At 43.5% G+C, this 18644-nt stretch carries 16 protein-coding genes; 1 reads left to right on the top strand and 15 read right to left on the bottom strand.

Annotated elements, in window-relative coordinates; all coding sequences use genetic code 11:
* The first annotated feature begins 31 nt into the window (after nt 1–31).
* Nucleotides 32–1822 carry an oligoendopeptidase F gene (pepF, locus tag ACHBID_RS04870; RefSeq protein ID WP_394731927.1) on the top strand — a complete coding sequence of 597 codons (1791 nt, stop codon included), beginning with the start codon at nt 32–34 and terminating at the stop codon, nt 1820–1822.
* Between the two features lie 35 nt (nt 1823–1857).
* Here the strand turns inward: pepF and ACHBID_RS04865 are convergent, their stop codons facing one another.
* From ACHBID_RS04865 to nox, 15 genes are all read right to left on the bottom strand, one after another.
* Nucleotides 1858–2445 (bottom strand): alpha/beta hydrolase, encoded by a 588-nt coding sequence (locus ACHBID_RS04865; protein WP_105160958.1) that lies wholly within the window; start codon nt 2443–2445, stop codon nt 1858–1860.
* A 9-nt stretch (nt 2446–2454) separates the two neighbouring features.
* The gene (locus ACHBID_RS04860) at nt 2455–3405 is read right to left on the bottom strand and encodes a VOC family protein (protein WP_394731928.1); all 951 of its coding nucleotides are present in this window, start codon (nt 3403–3405) and stop codon (nt 2455–2457) included.
* 210 nt (nt 3406–3615) lie between these two features.
* Nucleotides 3616–3951 carry a Lin0368 family putative glycerol transporter subunit gene (locus ACHBID_RS04855; protein ID WP_105137810.1) on the bottom strand — a complete coding sequence of 112 codons (336 nt, stop codon included), beginning with the start codon at nt 3949–3951 and terminating at the stop codon, nt 3616–3618.
* 12 nt (nt 3952–3963) lie between these two features.
* Complete coding sequence (locus tag ACHBID_RS04850; RefSeq protein ID WP_105137809.1) at nt 3964–4317, bottom strand: Lin0368 family putative glycerol transporter subunit; 354 nt, start codon at nt 4315–4317, stop codon at nt 3964–3966.
* 58 nt (nt 4318–4375) lie between these two features.
* Nucleotides 4376–6205, bottom strand: coding sequence for a type 1 glycerol-3-phosphate oxidase (gene glpO, locus ACHBID_RS04845; RefSeq protein WP_394731929.1), 1830 nt, complete (start codon nt 6203–6205; stop codon nt 4376–4378).
* 21 nt (nt 6206–6226) lie between these two features.
* A complete protein-coding gene (glpK, locus tag ACHBID_RS04840; protein ID WP_105160961.1) occupies nt 6227–7738 on the bottom strand; it encodes a glycerol kinase GlpK in 1512 nt (503 codons plus the stop codon).
* A gap of 180 nt (nt 7739–7918) precedes the next feature.
* Nucleotides 7919–9388: a helix-turn-helix domain-containing protein gene (locus ACHBID_RS04835; protein WP_105160962.1), complete on the bottom strand. Its 1470-nt coding sequence runs from the start codon at nt 9386–9388 to the stop codon at nt 7919–7921.
* 11 nt (nt 9389–9399) lie between these two features.
* Entirely contained in the window at nt 9400–10728 is a 1329-nt protein-coding gene (locus tag ACHBID_RS04830) for an FAD-dependent oxidoreductase (RefSeq protein WP_394731930.1), read from the bottom strand.
* A 428-nt stretch (nt 10729–11156) separates the two neighbouring features.
* The gene (gene dapA, locus ACHBID_RS04825; protein ID WP_394731931.1) at nt 11157–12092 is read right to left on the bottom strand and encodes a 4-hydroxy-tetrahydrodipicolinate synthase; all 936 of its coding nucleotides are present in this window, start codon (nt 12090–12092) and stop codon (nt 11157–11159) included.
* Between the two features lie 8 nt (nt 12093–12100).
* Nucleotides 12101–12469, bottom strand: coding sequence for an ACT domain-containing protein (locus ACHBID_RS04820; RefSeq protein WP_172009149.1), 369 nt, complete (start codon nt 12467–12469; stop codon nt 12101–12103).
* A gap of 86 nt (nt 12470–12555) precedes the next feature.
* Nucleotides 12556–13632, bottom strand: coding sequence for an aspartate-semialdehyde dehydrogenase (locus ACHBID_RS04815; protein WP_105112003.1), 1077 nt, complete (start codon nt 13630–13632; stop codon nt 12556–12558).
* 217 nt (nt 13633–13849) lie between these two features.
* Nucleotides 13850–14182, bottom strand: a complete 333-nt coding sequence (locus ACHBID_RS04810; protein ID WP_394731940.1) for a DUF1722 domain-containing protein — start codon at nt 14180–14182, stop codon at nt 13850–13852.
* Nucleotides 14183–14264: 82 nt separating this feature from the next.
* The gene (locus ACHBID_RS04805) at nt 14265–14426 is read right to left on the bottom strand and encodes a hypothetical protein (RefSeq protein ID WP_394731941.1); all 162 of its coding nucleotides are present in this window, start codon (nt 14424–14426) and stop codon (nt 14265–14267) included.
* Between the two features lie 405 nt (nt 14427–14831).
* A complete protein-coding gene (gene pcrA / locus ACHBID_RS04800; RefSeq protein WP_394731932.1) occupies nt 14832–17108 on the bottom strand; it encodes a DNA helicase PcrA in 2277 nt (758 codons plus the stop codon).
* Nucleotides 17109–17229: 121 nt separating this feature from the next.
* On the bottom strand, nt 17230–18597 hold the full coding sequence (gene nox / locus ACHBID_RS04795; protein WP_394731933.1) for a H2O-forming NADH oxidase: 1368 nt from the start codon (nt 18595–18597) through the stop codon (nt 17230–17232).
* Between the last annotated feature and the right edge of the window lie 47 nt (nt 18598–18644).

Here is an 18644-nt window from a genome sequence, read left to right as displayed (position 1 = left end):
ACTTAAAATTCTGAAAATAAAGGAGAATTCTATGTCACAAGCAATGCCAAAACGCCATGAAATTGACGTGCAACTCACCTGGGATACCAACCTGATTTTCCCAGACAACCAGGCCTACAAGGATGCCCTTGCTAGCTACAAGGAACAAGTTGAGAAATTTGAGAAAACCTATAAAGGTCAATTGACCGAAAAAGCAAGTATTGTCGCTGCACTGAAAGAATACGAAGACCTGTCTATCCTCCTCAGCAAGCTGGACCACTATTCCTTCTTGCCACTTGAAGTCGACAAGATGAATACAGAATTGGCTAGCCTCGCCAATGAATACGAATTAGTGCGTGCCTTTGCCATTCCAAAATTGTCCTTCCTGGACACCGAACTGGGCTTACTTGACGAGGCAGTCTTGAACAACTTGATTGCTGAACAGCCACAATGGAAGGCGTTTTTCGAGGCAATCATTCGCCAAAAACCTCACCAACTCAACCCTCTTCAAGAAGAACTCTTGGCCAATTTTGCACCAACCTTTGGCCAACCTTACAACAACTACGGGGTTACCAAGTTTGAGGATATGACCTTTGACAGCTTTGAAGCAAATGGCCAAACCTACGGAAACAGCTATGTTTTGTTTGAAAATGACTACGAAATCAGTCACGACACCGAAATTCGTCGTAATTCCGCTGCTGGTTTCTACAATACCTTGAAAAAATACAAGAACACAACAGCTGCAACCTATCTATCACACATTAAAAATGAGCAGATTGAGGCGCGCCTCCGCGGTTTTGACACGACCATTGACTACCTTCTCCACCACCAAAATGTTTCCCGCGACCTCTTCGACCGTCAGATTGACGTCATCATGAAAGAATTGGCACCGCACATGCGTCGCTATGTCAAGCTGGTTGCCAAGGCTCATGGCTTGGAGAAAATTACCCACGCCGACCTGAAAATCAGCCTACCGTCCGAATTTAACCAACGCATTACGCCAGAAGAGTCTAAACAATTCTTGATTGACTGTTTGGGCATCCTTGGCGACGATTATGTCAAGATGATTGAACGTTCCTTCGATGAGCGCTGGATTGACTTTGCGCAAAATGAGGGCAAGGCAACTGGTGGTTTCTGTGCGACTCTCTATGACGGACCGTCTTATATCCTGCTTTCTTGGACTGGTCTCATGAATGAAGTCCTGGTATTAGCTCACGAACTGGGGCATGCAGGGCATTTCCAATTGGCTAAGAAACAAAGCATTCTCAGCTATGACCCATCGCTCTATTTTATCGAGGCACCATCAACTGCCAACGAAGTTTTGACTTGTAATACCCTCTTGAAAAACAACCAAGACCCTGGTTTCCAGGCTTACCTGATTAGCGAGTTAATCAGTCGTACTTACTTCCACAATATGGTCACTCACCTGCTTGAGGCAGCCTTCCAGCGTGAGGTTTACACTCGTCTGGACAATGACGAATACCTCAACGGCGACATTCTCTGCCAAATCAAGCTGGATGTCATCAAAGAATTCTGGGGTGAAGACTTTGAAATCGGCGACGATGCTGGTCTTATCTGGATGCGCCAGCCTCACTACTACATTGGCCTCTATCCATACACCTACTCAGCTGGCTTGACCATCGGTACGGCTATGGCTAAGCAATTGGAAGAAAATCCAGAAGAAGTCGTTGAAAAATGGTTGGAAACCCTGTCACTGGGCGCTAGCCTGTCTGCCCAAGACCTGGCTAAACACGCAGGCGTTGATGTATCAACAGACCAACCACTTAAAGAAACAATCGCTTACGTTGGTTCCTTGGTCGACAAGTTGGAATCATTGGTCTAATAGCAAAAAAGACTTGAACACAAGAGTTCAGGTCTTTATTTTGTCTGATACCAGTTGATGATGCGGTCAATTTCATCAATCGTTAAAAAGTGGCCCTTGTCAAAAATGGCTAATTGAAGTTTGGGAAAGGCAGTTTCCTGCCAATTTTGGTAGAGTTCTTGAACTGCGACTGGGGCAACCAACTGGTCCTGCAAGCCAACTGTCACAAGAATGTCCGCTCGGCTATTTTCCAAAGGCACTGAAAAATCAAGAGCTGATGGATGGAGCAAAAGATAGCAGTCAGCCAAATCAGCCCGCTTGGTCAGGAGCCCTGCTATAAAATTAGCCCCATTTGAAAAGCCGACAAAGATAATTTGCTGGTAATCTGCTACTGCAATTTGTGGCCACTGGTCTATAAAATCGGTCAAACGTTGCTCAAAATCAAGCAAATCCAGCTGCCCGTCAACCAGCGGAGCAAAAAAGCGACGGGATTTCCCCTGACCAACATTACCCCGAAAAGATAGTACAGCTGCTTCAGGATCCAATTTTTCCCTCAGAAAGAGCATGGACTGCTCATCGCCACCTGTTCCGTGAAAAAAGACCAGGAGACAGGGCGCATTTCCCTCCACAAAATGATAGTTCATGACTGTCTCCTAATAACGATTTCTCAGAACTTCTTCAATCTCAGCCCGGTCCTCCTCAAAGAAGCTTGGCAAGAAGAGTTCAACATCATCGAGTTTATCTTGTTGCTCAGCTTTCTTGGCCTCGTGCAGACCTTCCATTGTCGCCACTTCAAACATAAGGTAGTTCGGCGCGCGGAAATAGAGGGAGTTCATAAAGTCCCGATTGATAATGCCTGAGTGCGGACGGTTGAGCAGGTCAAGTGTATGAACCATATCCTCTAAATCTAATGTATCCAAGACACCAAAGGCTACGTGGTTAATGGCACCAACCCCAATGACGGAGATTTTTGAAATCTGATCGACGAAAACCTGCACGCGATGCTGGAAATCATTGTCGAATTTGAGCGAAATGACCTGCTGTCCCTGATAATCAAAACGGCTTTCCTCTTCAAAACCAAATCTCTCTGTCAGCATGTCCAGCAGGGCTTTCTCCTCCCGCACCCGCATCTGAATCCCAGCAATTCCTAAAATCGCAACCGATTCAGGAATCTCGGCAGTCTCCATTGGATACATAGGACCAATAGTATCATGATAGGTCAAGGCCAAATCTTGCCCATCCTCATCTTGGAAATTGAGGATATGTCTGTCTCCCATCGCTTCTACTCCACCATGTTCGACCTCAAAATCCGTCAAACGTTGTGCCCAGAACTCCAGAGCTGCCTTATCCTTAACTAGAAAAATCGTTCTTTCTAGGCGATTGGTTCCCTTGCGTTCCATCTGGAAGTTTGGCATGTCAAAAATCGTGAATTCTGTACCGAAACGGCCATCTTCATCCCCGAAAAAGAGGTGATACATGGACGAATCATCCTGATTCACTGTTTTCAGGGTCAACTTCAAGCCAAGAATATGGTGATAAAAATGATAAGCCTGGTGGATGTTGCCCACCAAAGTCGAAATGTGATGAATACCTGCATTGTTCATGTAAACTACCTCGTTCCTGATTTGGTATTATTTTATCAATAATTAGTGATAGTGTAAAATATTTTGCTCACATTCTTGAAAGATCATATTGTCACGACAAGCATCATTCACTTTGAAAAGACTCTACACTTGGTTAAGCCTAGGACTTGCTGGGGTTCATTCACTATTATAAAAAGTCGGGACATTTCATCCCGACTTGAAACTTTGCTTTTAAAGGATAAATGATAGGATTAGACCGCCTAAAATTCCTCCGACCAGGGCTGCTAGGAGATTGGTTTTGGCTTTGCCAGCCTTACCACCACGCGCAACTGATGCGACAAATACACCGATACCCGCAGCAAGTCCCATATCAACCCAGGCAGAACCCGATTGGGTGATAAGCCCCACACCGTGGTTAATGGTCCAGGCCGTCCCGACAATCATTGACGCAGCGATCCAACCACCAATCGGACCAAATTTTTCAACCATCTGTCCCCAGGCCATCCGAATGATGAAGGGGAAGAGAAATGCACCAACTAAAGTAGCAATTGCTTGTTGAACTGTCATGTTGTACCCTCCTTAATCTTTTTCCATATCTTCTTCAATCTTGGCTGCAACCAGTCCAGCGATGGTTGCGCCGATGACAACCAAGACGATGGTCGGAAGTGATTCAACCACAGTACCAAATCCATTTATAAAGGCATCACGGAAAATACCACACAGACCGATTCCCAGCCCCATATCGACAAAAGCTGAGTCATCATCGTGTTTGATTAGCCCCAGATAATGGTTCATAAACCACATTGGACCGATGATAATAAAGGCAGCAAAGTAGCCTCCAATAATGCCGTAGGCATCCGCAAATGCCCCCCAGACACTCATAACAAGCATACCGGCAATCATATAGCCGATGGTAGAACGTAAAAATTTCATAAAGCCTCCTTGGGTTCTTTTCTATTGTTCAGCTTGGTAAGCCTTTTCATAAATTGTATTACACCTTCTTCAGATAGGTCAAATCGTTTTTATTTAGAGTTTCCATAAGCAGAGCTTCTTGACCAGCAGCCTCTTCTTCTGACCAATTGTAATAAGCCGCCATTTCCTTGATGATTTCAGGTGCTACTGCATCCAATTGTTCTCGCATGAAGAGCATGTAGTTGGTCCGACGGAGCAGGTAGTCTACTGGCGTCAGCGTCATTTCTTCCCGCATGGCATAATGCAGAGACAGTAAATCCCGTTGATTAAGGCCAGATACAGCCTCTACTTTATGGTTCAAGGCAAATACTTTTGGCGCATTTGAACCGTACAAGTTAGCAAGGTAGAGGGCATCCTCGTAATCCAAACCTTTTTTCACACCTAATTGAGCCAAGTGTTCGATTTCTTCTGCTACATTAGCTGGGTTCAATTCACCACCAGATACAGGATAGGTCTTAGAATTGATGAGTTTAAAGCTACGACCATGCTCTTCTTTGAGGATATCTGCTACTTTTTCTAAAGCACCTTCTGCCATCTTACGGAAATCGGTAATTTTACCACCTGCAAGTGTCAGCAAACCATTGTCATCACGGTCAAGGGCAGATCCACGCGATACAGCAGACGGATCCAAGTGTTTTTCAGAAACGCTACCTTCCAGATGGGTCAAATCGTGTTCCACATCATCACGGGTCTTTTCATTGTTCAAGTAACCTTTGACTGTTTCAATTAAGCTGTTGAAACTATCGTCGCTGAGTTTTCCATTGTTCCCACCGTTGTAGTCAGAAGCACCATTTCCAGACAAGAGTGGACGAAGACCTGCCCAGCCACTTTCAATATCATCCAGGGTCAAGTTTGCTTCTGGGAAACGATTGTTAACGATATCCAATAGATAATCGACATCTTCTTGAGTGACCGTTGGGTTTGCCAAATCGCCTGTATAGTCCGTATCTGTCGTACCAAAATAGGTTTTGTTTTCACGAGGAAGGACAAAGACCATACGGCCGTCAGCGTGACCAGTGTCGAAATAGGTTGGCTGAGGGACAGACAAGCGAGAGCTATCGACAACTAGGTGCACACCCTTGGTTGGACGCATTTGGAGAACACCTGAGCCTTCTCCTCCAAGATTACGCACTTCGTCACTCCATGGTCCTGTTGTATTGATGACCAAACGCGCACGGATTTCAAAGGTGCTGTCTGTCAGCAAATCACGAGCGACGATTCCGACAACTTTTCCAGCCTCATCCTTGATAAATTTTTCCGCTTTGACACGGCTGGCAATCAAGGCACCGTCTTTGGCTGCACGTTTGATATTTTCAATTACCAAGCGGGCATCGTTATTACGGAAGTCCAGATAAACTCCACCACCAAGCAAGCCTTCTTTTTTCAGGTGAGGTGCCCGCTCTAAGACTTCTTCTCTCGTCAACACCTTATTGGCAAGGTCTGTATTGTTGACGCCAGCCAAGAGGTCATAGAGATCCATAGCCACTTTCAAGCGGAAGAGGCTAAAGGTAGATCCTTCTTCATCATAGACAGGTAAGAGCATTGGATCTGGTTTTGGAATGTGAGGAGCGATGTTTTGTACAACCGCACGTTCTGAAACTGTATCAGAAACTACCTCTACATCAAACTGTTTGAGGTAACGTAGTCCACCGTGAACCAATTTGGTTGAACGACTTGAAGTTCCTTCAGCAAAGTCCTGCATTTCAATCAAGCCAGTTTCCATACCACTAGCAGCGGCTTGGAGAGCAACTCCAGCCCCCGTAATACCACCACCGATAACCAGAAGATCCAACTGTCTATCCTGCATTTTTTCTATCGCTAAGCGACGCGTTTCTATTGAAAATTCCATGTTTTCACACTTTCTAACTTTTTACTCTTCGTCCAATTGTGCAAATAATTGCGTTGCAGCAACAGCTTTTTTCCAACCCTTGTAGAGCTGTTCTTTACGGGCTTCATTCATAGCTGGCTGGAAGGATTGTCCAACTGCGTTCAATTCTTTCAATTCATCCAAATCTTTCCAGAAACCAACTGCAAGACCTGCTAGGAAGGCTGCGCCAAGTGCAGTTGTTTCCAAGTTTTTAGCACGGGCAATCTCGATACCGAGAATATCTGCCTGGAACTGCATGAGTAGGCTATTCATAGCAGCACCACCGTCTACTTTCAAGACAGAAATATCAATTCCTGTATCCAATTGCATGGTATCAATAACATCACGAACTTGATAGGCAATAGATTGTAGAGTAGCTTTCACAAAATCTTCCTTGCTTGTACCACGAGTTAAGCCAAAGACAGATCCACGCGCATCTGAATTCCAATATGGAGCTCCTAGTCCCGTAAAGGCTGGTACAACATAGACCTCATCGTTGCTAGTAGACTTACGAGCAAGTTCTTCAGACTCAGGCGATGTTTCCACCATTCGCATACTATCACGCAGCCATTGAACTGCAGAACCAGCGATAAAGATTGAACCTTCTAGTGCATAGTAAACTTTTCCGTTAATGCCATAACCGATAGTGGTGAGAAGACTATTCTCAGATAGCTGCATTTCCTCACCAGTGTTCATAACGATGAAGGAACCTGTTCCATAGGTATTTTTCACCATACCTGGCTCAAATGCCAATTGTCCAAATAGGGCTGCTTGTTGGTCACCTGCCATACCAGAAATAGGAACTTCTGCACCGTAGAAGTGGAATGGCGCTGTTGTTCCGTAGATTTCTGAATTGGAACGAACTTCTGGCAACATAGCTTTTGGAATATTGAGGAGCTCAAGGATTTCATCATCCCACTTGAGTTCCTTGATATTGTAAAGCATGGTGCGGGCAGCGTTTGAGTAATCTGTTACATGGCACTTACCATTGGTCAATTTCCAAACCAACCAAGTATCGATAGTTCCAAAGAGAATTTCACCTTTTTCAGCACGTTCTTGTGCACCTGGAACTTGGTCCAAAATCCACCGAACTTTTGTTGCTGAGAAATAGGCATCTACTACAAGACCAGTCTTTTTATGAATCAAATCCGCATGTCCATCCACTTTTAACTGATCAGCAATATGTGATGTTTGACGAGATTGCCAGACAATGGCATTGTAGATTGGAAGTCCTGTTTCTTTGTCCCAAACAACTGTCGTTTCACGTTGGTTAGTGATACCAATCCCTTCAATCTGGTCTGGACGAACGCCACTTTCAATAAAGGATCCCGCAATGACAGACTGGACGGAATTCCAAATTTCATTGGCATTGTGTTCTACCCAACCTGGTTTAGGGAAAATTTGCGTGAATTCTTTTTGGTAACTACCCACTTTTTCGCCTTTTTTGTTAAAGATGATGGCGCGTGAGCTTGTTGTACCTTGGTCGATGGCCATAATGTATTTTTCTGCAGACATTTCCTGTCCTCCTTGTAGGTTTATCTTATTTTTGAAAGCGTTTCCGACTTCCTTGTGATTTTATTGTAATCCATTTTTCGAAAATAATCTTATCAATTTTTTTACTATTTCAAAAAAAACTGATAAAGTTATCGTCTTTTAGGAGCAAAAGAAAAACTTCCTAGATAACTAGAAAGCTTTTCACCGCCGTTCAATCCGAAACTGCTTTCGTTCGACCAAGCGTTTTGACTGCTCTAACTTGCGCTGATGAATTATCTGAATAAGGCCCTTTACATCCTTCAACTCCTGAGTAGTTGGTAGACCATAGATATGATAAGATGGGTCTTGCTGCCAAGGATAATCATGGCAAATAACCAGATCATAGGATTGGTCTGATTGGATAGGTTCGATTTGAATGGACCGATTACGTTCTAAGGACTGACGAAGGACTTGTAAAATGGGAGAACTAATGACAGACGGATAACTGGATGCCCACCCAATTTTTACCATGGTTGGCTCCACCTGCATAAAATAAGAAAATAATTGTGTCAAGGATAGCAAATGGCAGGTAGCCAGCCCTTTCCTTCTTCCAAAAATCTCCTCAGATACATGATGCAAGATACTAGAAGCAGCCTCTTGCATGAAGGGAGCATAGCTATCCAACTCATCAAAGCCACTATCGATGCAGGAAGTGAAAAAATAGAGCTGACTAAAAACCTGATTGAGATGATATAGTTCACCTTCTTCCACTGTCAAATCTGTCTGCAAGAGAATTTTTACACGTTGAAAGGCCCAACTAGTTGCTTCCATAATGGGTCCACCGAATCCCAAGACCTGTTCTAATTGATGGGCTGCCACTATCCCTTGACTAAACAAGAATGCAAAAACCGACATGGTATCACCCTCTTGAAAGGAGGCCGATGCTTGCTGGCGTAAGGTTAAAAAGAGCTGACGTAGGTGACGGTAAAATTTATGTTGCTCATAGGGGGCCATTAACTGATAGACCGCCTGAAAATCCAAATCCTTCAATCGCATTCTTTTCTGGACAATCATCAACCAGAGAGCCAACTGATGGGCCTGTCGAGGATTAAACTGGGATTGATAAAAGCGTTCAAAAATCGGCAGATGAGCAAGTTGCTCCCTAAAGACCCGATCTTGTTCTAATTCCTTGAAAGGCCTGGTCAGCCAGAATAATTGATAATAAAAATAGCGAATTTGCAACTCACTACCCCGCAAACGACCGTTCCGTATGCTCACCTGAAACTCTTTCAGGACTTTGTTTAATGTCGAAAGGTGTCTGTTCAAAGTAGCTTCACTCAGCAATAAATCTTGAGCTAGCATGGGGATGGAGCATTCATTTTTATCAAAAAAATAAAGTAAAATCTGGTACTTGATACTAGTTCTAAAGAGATAGGCAAACAGGTCTTGTCTGGATAAATTAGCTCCGCGTTGTAAGACAATTTCTTCTTCTCTAATTTGAAAAACTAGACCAAACTGGCCCTCTTCAACCTCTTCAGAGAAACTTTCTATATAGCGTAACAAGGTAGATTTAGACAGATGGAGCTCCTGGGCAACTTCCTTTATTCCAATAGGTGTAACGGACTTGCGCAAGAGAAGAAAGAGCTGGTAAATAGCGCGCTCACGTTTTTCTAATAAATCTAGAATATGCACACAATCACCACCTATTCTTGGTCAGTTTTTTGCCACAAATACTGATTGGCTGCTTCCATAATGAATGGTTGCAGATCGGTTCTACCAGGCAAACAAAGCCAGGATTCTTGTAACAAGTCCTCAACTGTCATATTTTTTGAAATAGCTAGTGCCAATACATTCATCTGTGCCATGTGGTCAGAGGAAGATACCAATTGACCACCAAGAATACGTCCATCCCCTCGACTGACCACCATTTTGAAGTCTATTTCATGTTTATCCCATTGACTGAATGGATGACGGATGCGAACAGTGTCTGTGTCTAACCACAGGTTTGCTTCCCTTTCTGTCAGTCCTACGCTAGTCAGATTATAGCCAAACACATGGGTGGAGACAATGCGTTGAACAGGCTTTAAGCTCTTCTGCTTAACCAGTAGATTTTCAGCAACCAGACGCCCTGTCAACATAGCGTGGTTGATCATGGGCAGGTAGGCCTGCCCAAACATGGTAACAGGCATCCGAATTAAATCCCCTACCGCAAAAATTCCAGCTTGGCTGGTTTCAAGATACTCATCCACCAGAATACTACCATCTGTATGCAGGTCCACTAGTCCTTCCACCAAATCTGTATGGGGTCTAAAGTTGGTACCCAAAAGCACCAAGTCCGAATGATATGTTCCCTGCAAACTGCGTAACTGGACTTGACCTATCTCATCCAAGTTAACTTCATTAACTGTTTCCGAAAAATGATAGTCGAGTCCAATTCGGTCAAACTCTCCCCAGATAAAATCGACCATTTCTTGATCGAAATATTTGGCTAAGGGCCATTCTTGTGATTCAATCAACCTGATCTTAATGGATGAACGACTGAGAGCCTCCAAACTTTCAAGACCAATTTGACCAGCTCCTATGACTGTTACCCTTCCGGCCCCTTCAATCTTTTCGAAACTCTTTTTAGCTTCTCCAATAGATTTACTTGTCAAAATCTTTTCCGATAGATCAACCGACTGGTGTCCCCAAACTTGTTGAGCACCCATAGCTAAAATGAGATAGTCGTAGGATAATTCCCGTATGCTTTCTTCTTTTTTTAGTCTTATTTTTTTAGATACAGCTTCTATAGAAATGCATTCCCATCCAAGTAAGAAATGAACGGCCGACTGCTCTAGCCCTTCAAAATAGCCAACCCTCGCTTCTTCCCAGCTTGAAATTTCCCCTTTTACTTTCCAATTGAGTGCATTGGGAAAGTAGCCTGTACTTTCTTCCTTGTCAATCACATAAATAATCGCTTGTGGATAGCGTTTCTGGCATTCCATTGCAGCTGTCAAACCAGCGAATGAAGCACCAATGATCAAAATATTCATCCCGCTTCCTCCCTTCTCCTCCATTATAGCATTGACAAGGCAAATTCTTATTGAAAAGGTTTACACATCCAAACAAAAAAGCACACCTATTTTATGATGTGCTTGAATAAATTTAAATAAAAGGTCGAAAATAGCAGTTAACGCCTTGGTCGACCTCTCTCTCGAATTTCTAGGCTCGGGTTTGCTTTGGACACTTTCGTATTTCTTGATGACCAGCTGAAACAGTTCCCCGAACTGTTTCACTCCACTGGACTATTCGTATACCCCGAACAAGCCTCGCTTTCGTATTTTCAGGCTCGCGTTAAAACAGTCTATCCGTAGACTGTCCTCGCTTTCCAGTTTCTAGGCTCGGGTTAAAAATGTCCCCCGGACATTGTTCGCTCTCTTATTTCAAAGCTCACGTTAAAATAGTCACTCCCCTGACTATTTTAATAATCCGGTCTAACAACTCCTGTCACTATGGCTTTGGTTGCTTCGTAGTCGCCGTCAACGACGACTTTGATAATGCGTTTGGCGTCTTCTTCTGGACAAGGTACCAATGGTAAGCGGAGTGGTCCAACTTCAAATCCCATGTAATTGAGAACTGCCTTGACTGGTGCAGGACTAGGATAAGAGAATAGAGCATTAACTTTGGGAATAAACTTGCGTTGAATGGCTGCGGCTGTTCGGATATCTTGCTGCTCAATGGCAGTAAACATCTCAAACATTTCATCACCATTGGTATGGGAAGCGACTGAGATAACACCGTCTGCTCCCAAGTTCATAGCATGGAAGGCATCGCCATCTTCACCAGTATAAACCAAAAAATCCTCTGGCTTATTCTCAATCAAGTAAGCCATGTTGGCAAGGCTTGTACACTCTTTAACACCAATGATATTTGGATGCTCTGCCAAACGCAACATGGTTTCAGGCGTCATTTCAACGACAACACGACCTGGAATATTGTAGATAATGATTGGCAAATCAGAAGCATCCGCAATGGCCTTGAAGTGCTGGTACATACCTTCTTGAGAAGGCTTGTTGTAATAAGGTACGATGGCAAGACCTGCCGCAAAGCCACCAAAGGCCGCAACTTCCTTGGCAAACTCGATGGAGTCACGGGTATCATTGGTACCGATACCTGCAATCAATGGCACGCGTCCATCGACAATCTTTTGTACTGCCGCAAATAATTCTAACTCCTCAGCGTGTGTTAGAGTTGGACTTTCGGCAGTTGTTCCTGCCAACAAAATCCCTTCCGTATGATGAGCCAACAAATGTTCGACCAATTCTGGCAATACATCATAGTTAATGGCACCATCTTCTTTAAAGGGCGTAATCATAGCCGTAATGATTTTTACATCTCGTAAATCTTGAATAGACATAGAACCTCCTAATCAATAAATTCGTATCCAGCTTTCTGAAGAACTTCAATAGCTGCTGGGAAATTATTAGCTTTAGTAAGTATGTAATCAGTATTGAAAGTAGATACTGCAAAGATACTGATTTTTGCTTCTGCTAATATTTGACTAATCTGTGAAAGGATACCTACTAATGAGAAATCAAGTACCCCTACAACACGAAAAGCTATCCAATCTTTGTCCTCTTCTATAACATTATCAGGAACTTCTTGACTCAGACAAACCAGTGAGTTTTCTTCATCCGTTTTACCGATAAAAATATAAGAACTAGTCAAGTTAATCTTTGTATAATCTTCGAGTTTACAAACTGAAAAATTACCTTTAATAATTTTAAGTTTCAATTGTTTATATCTACTTTCTAAAATAGCAAGAATCCGGCTGTTTCATTTGACAAACTTGTAAGTTGGATAAGACGTAATAGATGATTTTATTTCAATTCAAATTTCAATTCTGCTGTTGGACGAACGAGACCGCGCTCATGAAGAGTTTCAGCGATTTGAACAGAGTTCCATGCAGCACCTTTGAGCAAGTTGTCAGAAACAACCCACATGTGAATACCGTTTTCTTTGTCCAAATCTTTACGGATACGACCAACAAAGGTATCACGGCTACCAACAGCATTAATCGCTTGCGGATAAATTTGATTAGCCACATCGTCTTCTAAAACAGCACCTGGAAAGGCTGCGATGGCTGCTTTCACTTCATCAATCGGTGCAATTTCTTTGGTTTCAATGTAAACAGATTCAGAGTGGGCAGACAAGACTGGGATACGGACACAGGTTGCAGAAACGGCAATGCTGTCATCTTCCATGATTTTCTTGGTTTCTTTGGTCATCTTCATCTCTTCATAAGTGTAATCATTTTCAGTGAAGAGGTCAATTTGTGGAATCGCATTGAAACCGATTGGATAGTGCTTCTTATCGCCACCTGAAGGAAGAATATTTGCTTCTACCGCTTTTGGTTCTACTCCATCATTCAAAAACGCACGCAATTGAGCCTGAGTTTCCAAGATAGCTCCCATACCAGCACCAGAAACTGCCTGATAAGTCGATACGATGATCCGCTCTAAGCCCCATTTCTGACGAATAGGCTCCAAAGCAACCATCATCTGAATAGTTGAACAGTTAGGGCAAGCAATGATACCATTGTGGGCATCAAGCGCGTGAGCATTTACCTCAGGAACAACCAAGGGAACATCTGGATTTTGACGGAAATACGAAGTATTGTCCACGACAACAGCTCCTGCTTTTACCGCATAAGGAGCGAACTTGGCAGATGTAGAGCCTCCAGCTGAGAAGAGGGCAATATCCACTCCTTCAAAGGCTGTTTCTGTTGTTTCTTCAATGACAATGTCCTGTCCCTTAAACTGCAAGGTCTTGCCTGCTGAACGGGCAGAAGCAAGGAAACGCACTTTCTCGATTGGAAGTGTTGACTCTTCCAACATTTTTATCATTTGGGCACCAACTGCACCAGTTGCACCAACAACAGCTACTACATAAGCCATAGAAATCTCCTTTAGGTTAATTCTTCAAAATTTTCAAAAAATTTGTTATTTCATAATTATACCATAAATTTCCTGAATGAAAAGCTGGAATGTGCTAAATTTACAATCAATCTGCCGAAAATTCCACACTAGACTGAGTAAATTGTCATACGATTTCGACTTGTGCTTATCACCATTCAAAAAAGACAGAAATGACCCAAAACAAGTCATAACTGCCTTATTGTATTTTGTCCACTTGCATTATCCGACTCTGGAGCAGGTAGGGCGGCCGGTACTTGTCAGTCTTACACTTCAAAAACTTGTGCATTTCCTGGGCTTGGCTCTCCAGAAACAGGTCCAATTCCTTGAAGCGTTCCCTTTCTTCATCACTTGCACACTTTTTAAAATAACCCCAAATATGCTGATAGGCAGTGCGCAAGGTCTTTATACTAGGATTGTGAGCTAAAGCCTCCGCTAGCAAACGTTCAAATTCAAGTTCTTTGTCAACTGACCAAACATTTCCCTTAAAAAGCTGACGCAAGGCATTATAATGATGCTGAGAATGAGCCATGACCAGATATTTCTCTCTTACCCATCTCTTCTGAAAGTACTTGAGATTTGTCACCCTTGTCACCTCCTCCTATTTGTCAAACCTAGACCATCGCCAGCCACAGAACCAAACAGACCACCATATATAAACAATGCAATCCTATCAGCAAATACACTAAACTTTTGGACAAAATCGTAATATGTCGATGGACGGAGGCCTGCTTTGGCTTAAGTGGATTGTAGTAAACATCGACGCTAGAACCAATGGAAAAAGGTCCAGCAAAGAACTGGACGTTAGACTGAACAGACTATTCTTATTTCGATAAATAATTAAAGAATCTTGTAAATGTTTTCTATCTAGCAAATTATCATGCTGTCCCGTTCCGTTACCAAGCATGATAAGGGTGTTAAAACCGTGACGTATCGACAGGATTGGAAATGTGGACCAACAGCCCAATAATAGCTTTGTCTCACCCAGTAGCCCACGACAGGCAGGCCAAGGCCATTGTAGGACATGAATGAGTAGTCTTCAACACAGCCTGTCACCTTTGCAGTACAGAGTTCACTTTTCCGCTTGCTAAGGTAGTAAAACACATAGATGAGAATGGGGGATAGACTTAATAAAACTATGGTAACAGCTAGTACAATCCAAACAAATAGTTGGCTCCACACTAGTCCTCCTTGCTAATCGGAGCTAGGCTGGCCAAAACTTTTTTCAGACCCATTTCTGGAAAATTGATTTTGAGTTCTTGGTTGCTGCCCGATCCTGAAACTTCAAGTACAGTACCGCGACCCCATTTTCGATGGACAGCAATGTCGCCAACGGACCATGTTGTGGCTGAACTAGATGGATTGGAGCTAGCAAAAGGCATGGTCCCCCCAAATTGAGTGGACTGTTGCACAGAAGATTTCCGACTTTGGAGAGCCTGCTGCAAACTCATCCCTTGTCCAAACTGGGTCGCTTTGCCATTGACATAAGAAGCCTTAAAGCTGGTATTAGCTGGACGGGCCAGACCTTGATAATCCAAGAGATCACTTGAAATCTCACGAATAAAACGACTAGGCTGGTTGTAATTGCTCCGACCGAACAAGAGGCGGGAATTGGCATTGGTCAAATAAAGAATATGCTCGGCACGGGTGATGCCAACGTAAGCCAGACGGCGTTCTTCTTCTAACTCAGCTTCTTCTTCCGCTGCACGACTGAGAGGAAAGACATTTTCCTCCATACCAATGAGAAAGACCACTGGAAATTCCAAGCCCTTGGCCGCATGAAGGGTCATGAGCGTGACTTCCGACGTTTCCTTGTCTCCGTCGTCTGTATCAGCAATCAGGGCCAAATCCAGCAAGAATCGGCTGAGCCTATCCAGCCCTGTCTCTTCTTCCTCTACCTCTTTATCATCGAAATTTTTGGTCACCGAAAGAAATTCCTGAATGTTTTCAATGCGGGCATTGGCCTCAATCGTTCCTTGTACAGCCAAGGCATTGAGGTAGCCAGTCTTATCTAAGACCACCTCGGCCAATTCGGTCACTGTCATCTCATCCAGTCGATTGCGGAGATTGTATAGCAGGGTTGCAAGGTCAAAAACGGCTTGAGCAGCCTTACCCTTGACACCAGACAGCATAATATCCTGTGATGCTTCAAGCAAGGACATGGCATGCGTCGTCGCAAAGTCCCTAATCTTATCGACTGTTCCCGGCCCTACTCCGCGTTTGGGTTCATTGACAATGCGCTCGTAAGAAATATTGTCCGCAGGGTTGGCAATAATATTCAGATAGGAAATCACATCACGGATTTCCTTACGGCTATAGAACTTGGTCCCGCCCACCATCGTGTAAGGAATATTGGCCTTGAGCAGGGCCTCCTCAATGGTACGAGACTGGGCATTGGTCCGGTAAAGAACAGCGAAGTCCTTATAAGGCTTGCCTTCACGATGGTGTTGGTCAATTTGACTGGCAACATAAATCGCCTCATCGCCCTCATCGCGCGCACGATAGTAGGTAATCAAATCTCCCTGAGCATTTTGCGTCCACAGCTTCTTCGGACGGCGGTTGCGATTGTTCTCAATAACCTCATTGGCTGCCTGAAGGACTGTCTTGGTCGAGCGGTAATTTTCCTCCAGCAAAACCACCTTGCTTTCTGGATAATCCTTCTCAAAATCCAAGATATTTTGCATATCCGCCCCACGCCAGCCATAGATGGACTGGTCCGCATCACCGACCACACAGATATTCTTAAAGCGTGACGCTAAGAGTTTGACCAGCTGATACTGGGCGTGGTTGGTATCTTGGTACTCATCGACATGGATATATTGAAATTTCTGCTGGTAGTAGGTCAGGACGTCAGGATTTTGGTCAAATAGGCGGAGCGTCAACATGATTAGGTCATCAAAATCGACTGCCTCTGACTGACGGAGTTCTTTCTGATAAGCCTTGTAGCATTTGGCAACAATCTGCGTATAGAGATCGCCTGCCTGCGCCTCATAAGCCACATCATCAATCAAATCATTCTTGGCATTGGAAATGGTTGCCAAAATGGTCCGCTCACTCCACTTTTTCGGGTCCAGATTTAGAGCTTTCAAAATCCGTTTCATCAGCGTGCGTTGCTCACCCGGATCTACGATGGTAAAGTTACGGTTATAGCCAATGTGATCCGCATCCCGACGCAAAATCCGTACACACATGGAGTGGAAAGTGGCAATCAAGCAGTCTTGCGTAGCAGGATTGAGCGCATAGGCCCGCTCCTTCATCTCCCGCGCAGCCTTATTGGTAAAGGTAATGGCCAAAATATTCCAAGGATTAACCATTTTTTCATCAATCAGATAAGCAATGCGGTGGGTTAGAACACGAGTCTTGCCTGAGCCCGCACCTGCCATAATTAAGAGCGGACCTTCCGTTGTCTGAACAGCCTCCGCCTGTCTATCGTTCATTCCGTTTAATAAAGGGTTCATATTCTCATACTTTCTCAAAATGTAATTACTCTCCATTATACCAAAATATACTTCATTTACGAAATGTCAGACCAGTAAAAAAGCCCAGAGAAAACTCTGGACCTTATTTTATCAATTAAGCTTATTCCGCACCAAGTGCTGCCATTGTAATGTAGTTGTATGGCTTGTTGAAGTGTGGCAAGAAGAAGAGATCCATCAATGCCAACTCTTCGATTGTCACTTGTTTCATGATAGCAAGTGAGAACATGTGGATACCCATTGACATATCTTCGCGTGATACCATTTGGCAACCAAGAACTACACGTGTATCTTTGTCAAAGACAATCTTGATTGCTACTTCGTGGTTGTTATGTTTAATAAATTCAGGTTTTTGAAGGTCTGTGAATGACGCTACTGCTGCGTTGAAACCAGCATCTTTCGCGCGCTCTTCTGTCAAACCAGTTGAAACCATGTTAAGACCGAAGATTGAGATACCATTTGAACCTTGAACACCAACACCTTCCAACTCATGACCAGTTGCGTTGTGTGCTGCTACGATACCTGTACGAACAGCGTTTGAAGCAAGAGCGATGTAGCTTGTATCTTGACGAGCGTTGTCGTAGATAGTTGCACAGTCACCGATTGCATAAACGTCTTTCATGCTTGTTTCTTGTTTCTTGTCAACGATCCATGCACCGTTACGGAAGGTTTCCAATTGACCTTTAGCAAGACCTGTGTTAGGACGGAAGCCTACACACATGATAACCATGTCAACGTCAAATGATTCTTTATCTGTCACAAGACGCTCAACTTTACCGTCACCTTCAACAGCTTGAACAGCTTGACCAAGAGCCAATTTCACACCGTTTTCTTCAAGGTTTTTGTTCATCATTTCAGTAAAGTCGCGGTCATAGTATGCACCCATAACTGTTGGAGCAATATCAACAAGAACAACTTCTTTACCTTTACGTTTGAAGCTTTCTGCAAGCTCAACACCGATGTAACCACCACCAACAACAGCTACGCGGTTGATGTCTGGCTTTTCAAGCTTGTTGATTACGTCTTCAGCGTTTTGGTACAATTTAACAAATTGAAGGTTTTCAAGAGTTGCTTCAAAGTCAGTTGAACCTTCTTTGATTTCCACACCTTTGATTGGTGGGATGATTGGTTGTGAACCAGTCGCAAGAATCAATTTTTCGTATGATTCTACGTGCTCCTTACCGTCAACAATTGCAGTCACTTCTTTTTTCTCGAAGTCAATGTCTACAACTGGTGATTGCATGTGAACGGTTGCGCCCATGCTTTCCAATTGCTCTTTATCTGAGTAGAAAAGACCTTCTGGACCATCGATTTGTTCACCGATCCAAAGTGCCATACCACAACCCAAGAAAGAAATGTTTGAGTTTTGGTCAAATGTTACGATTTCATTTTCAGCACCGTAGTTTGACAACATTGTTTTGATACATGCAGTACCAGCGTGGTTTGTACCCACAACGACGATTTTAGCCATAATGGAAAATCTCACTTTCGAAAATATATTTTTTACACTATCCATTA

The sequence above is a fragment of the Streptococcus sp. A25 genome (genome assembly GCF_043674095.1).
Lineage (GTDB): Bacteria > Bacillota > Bacilli > Lactobacillales > Streptococcaceae > Streptococcus > Streptococcus suis_V.
This window is presented reverse-complemented; position numbering and strand designations above follow the sequence as displayed.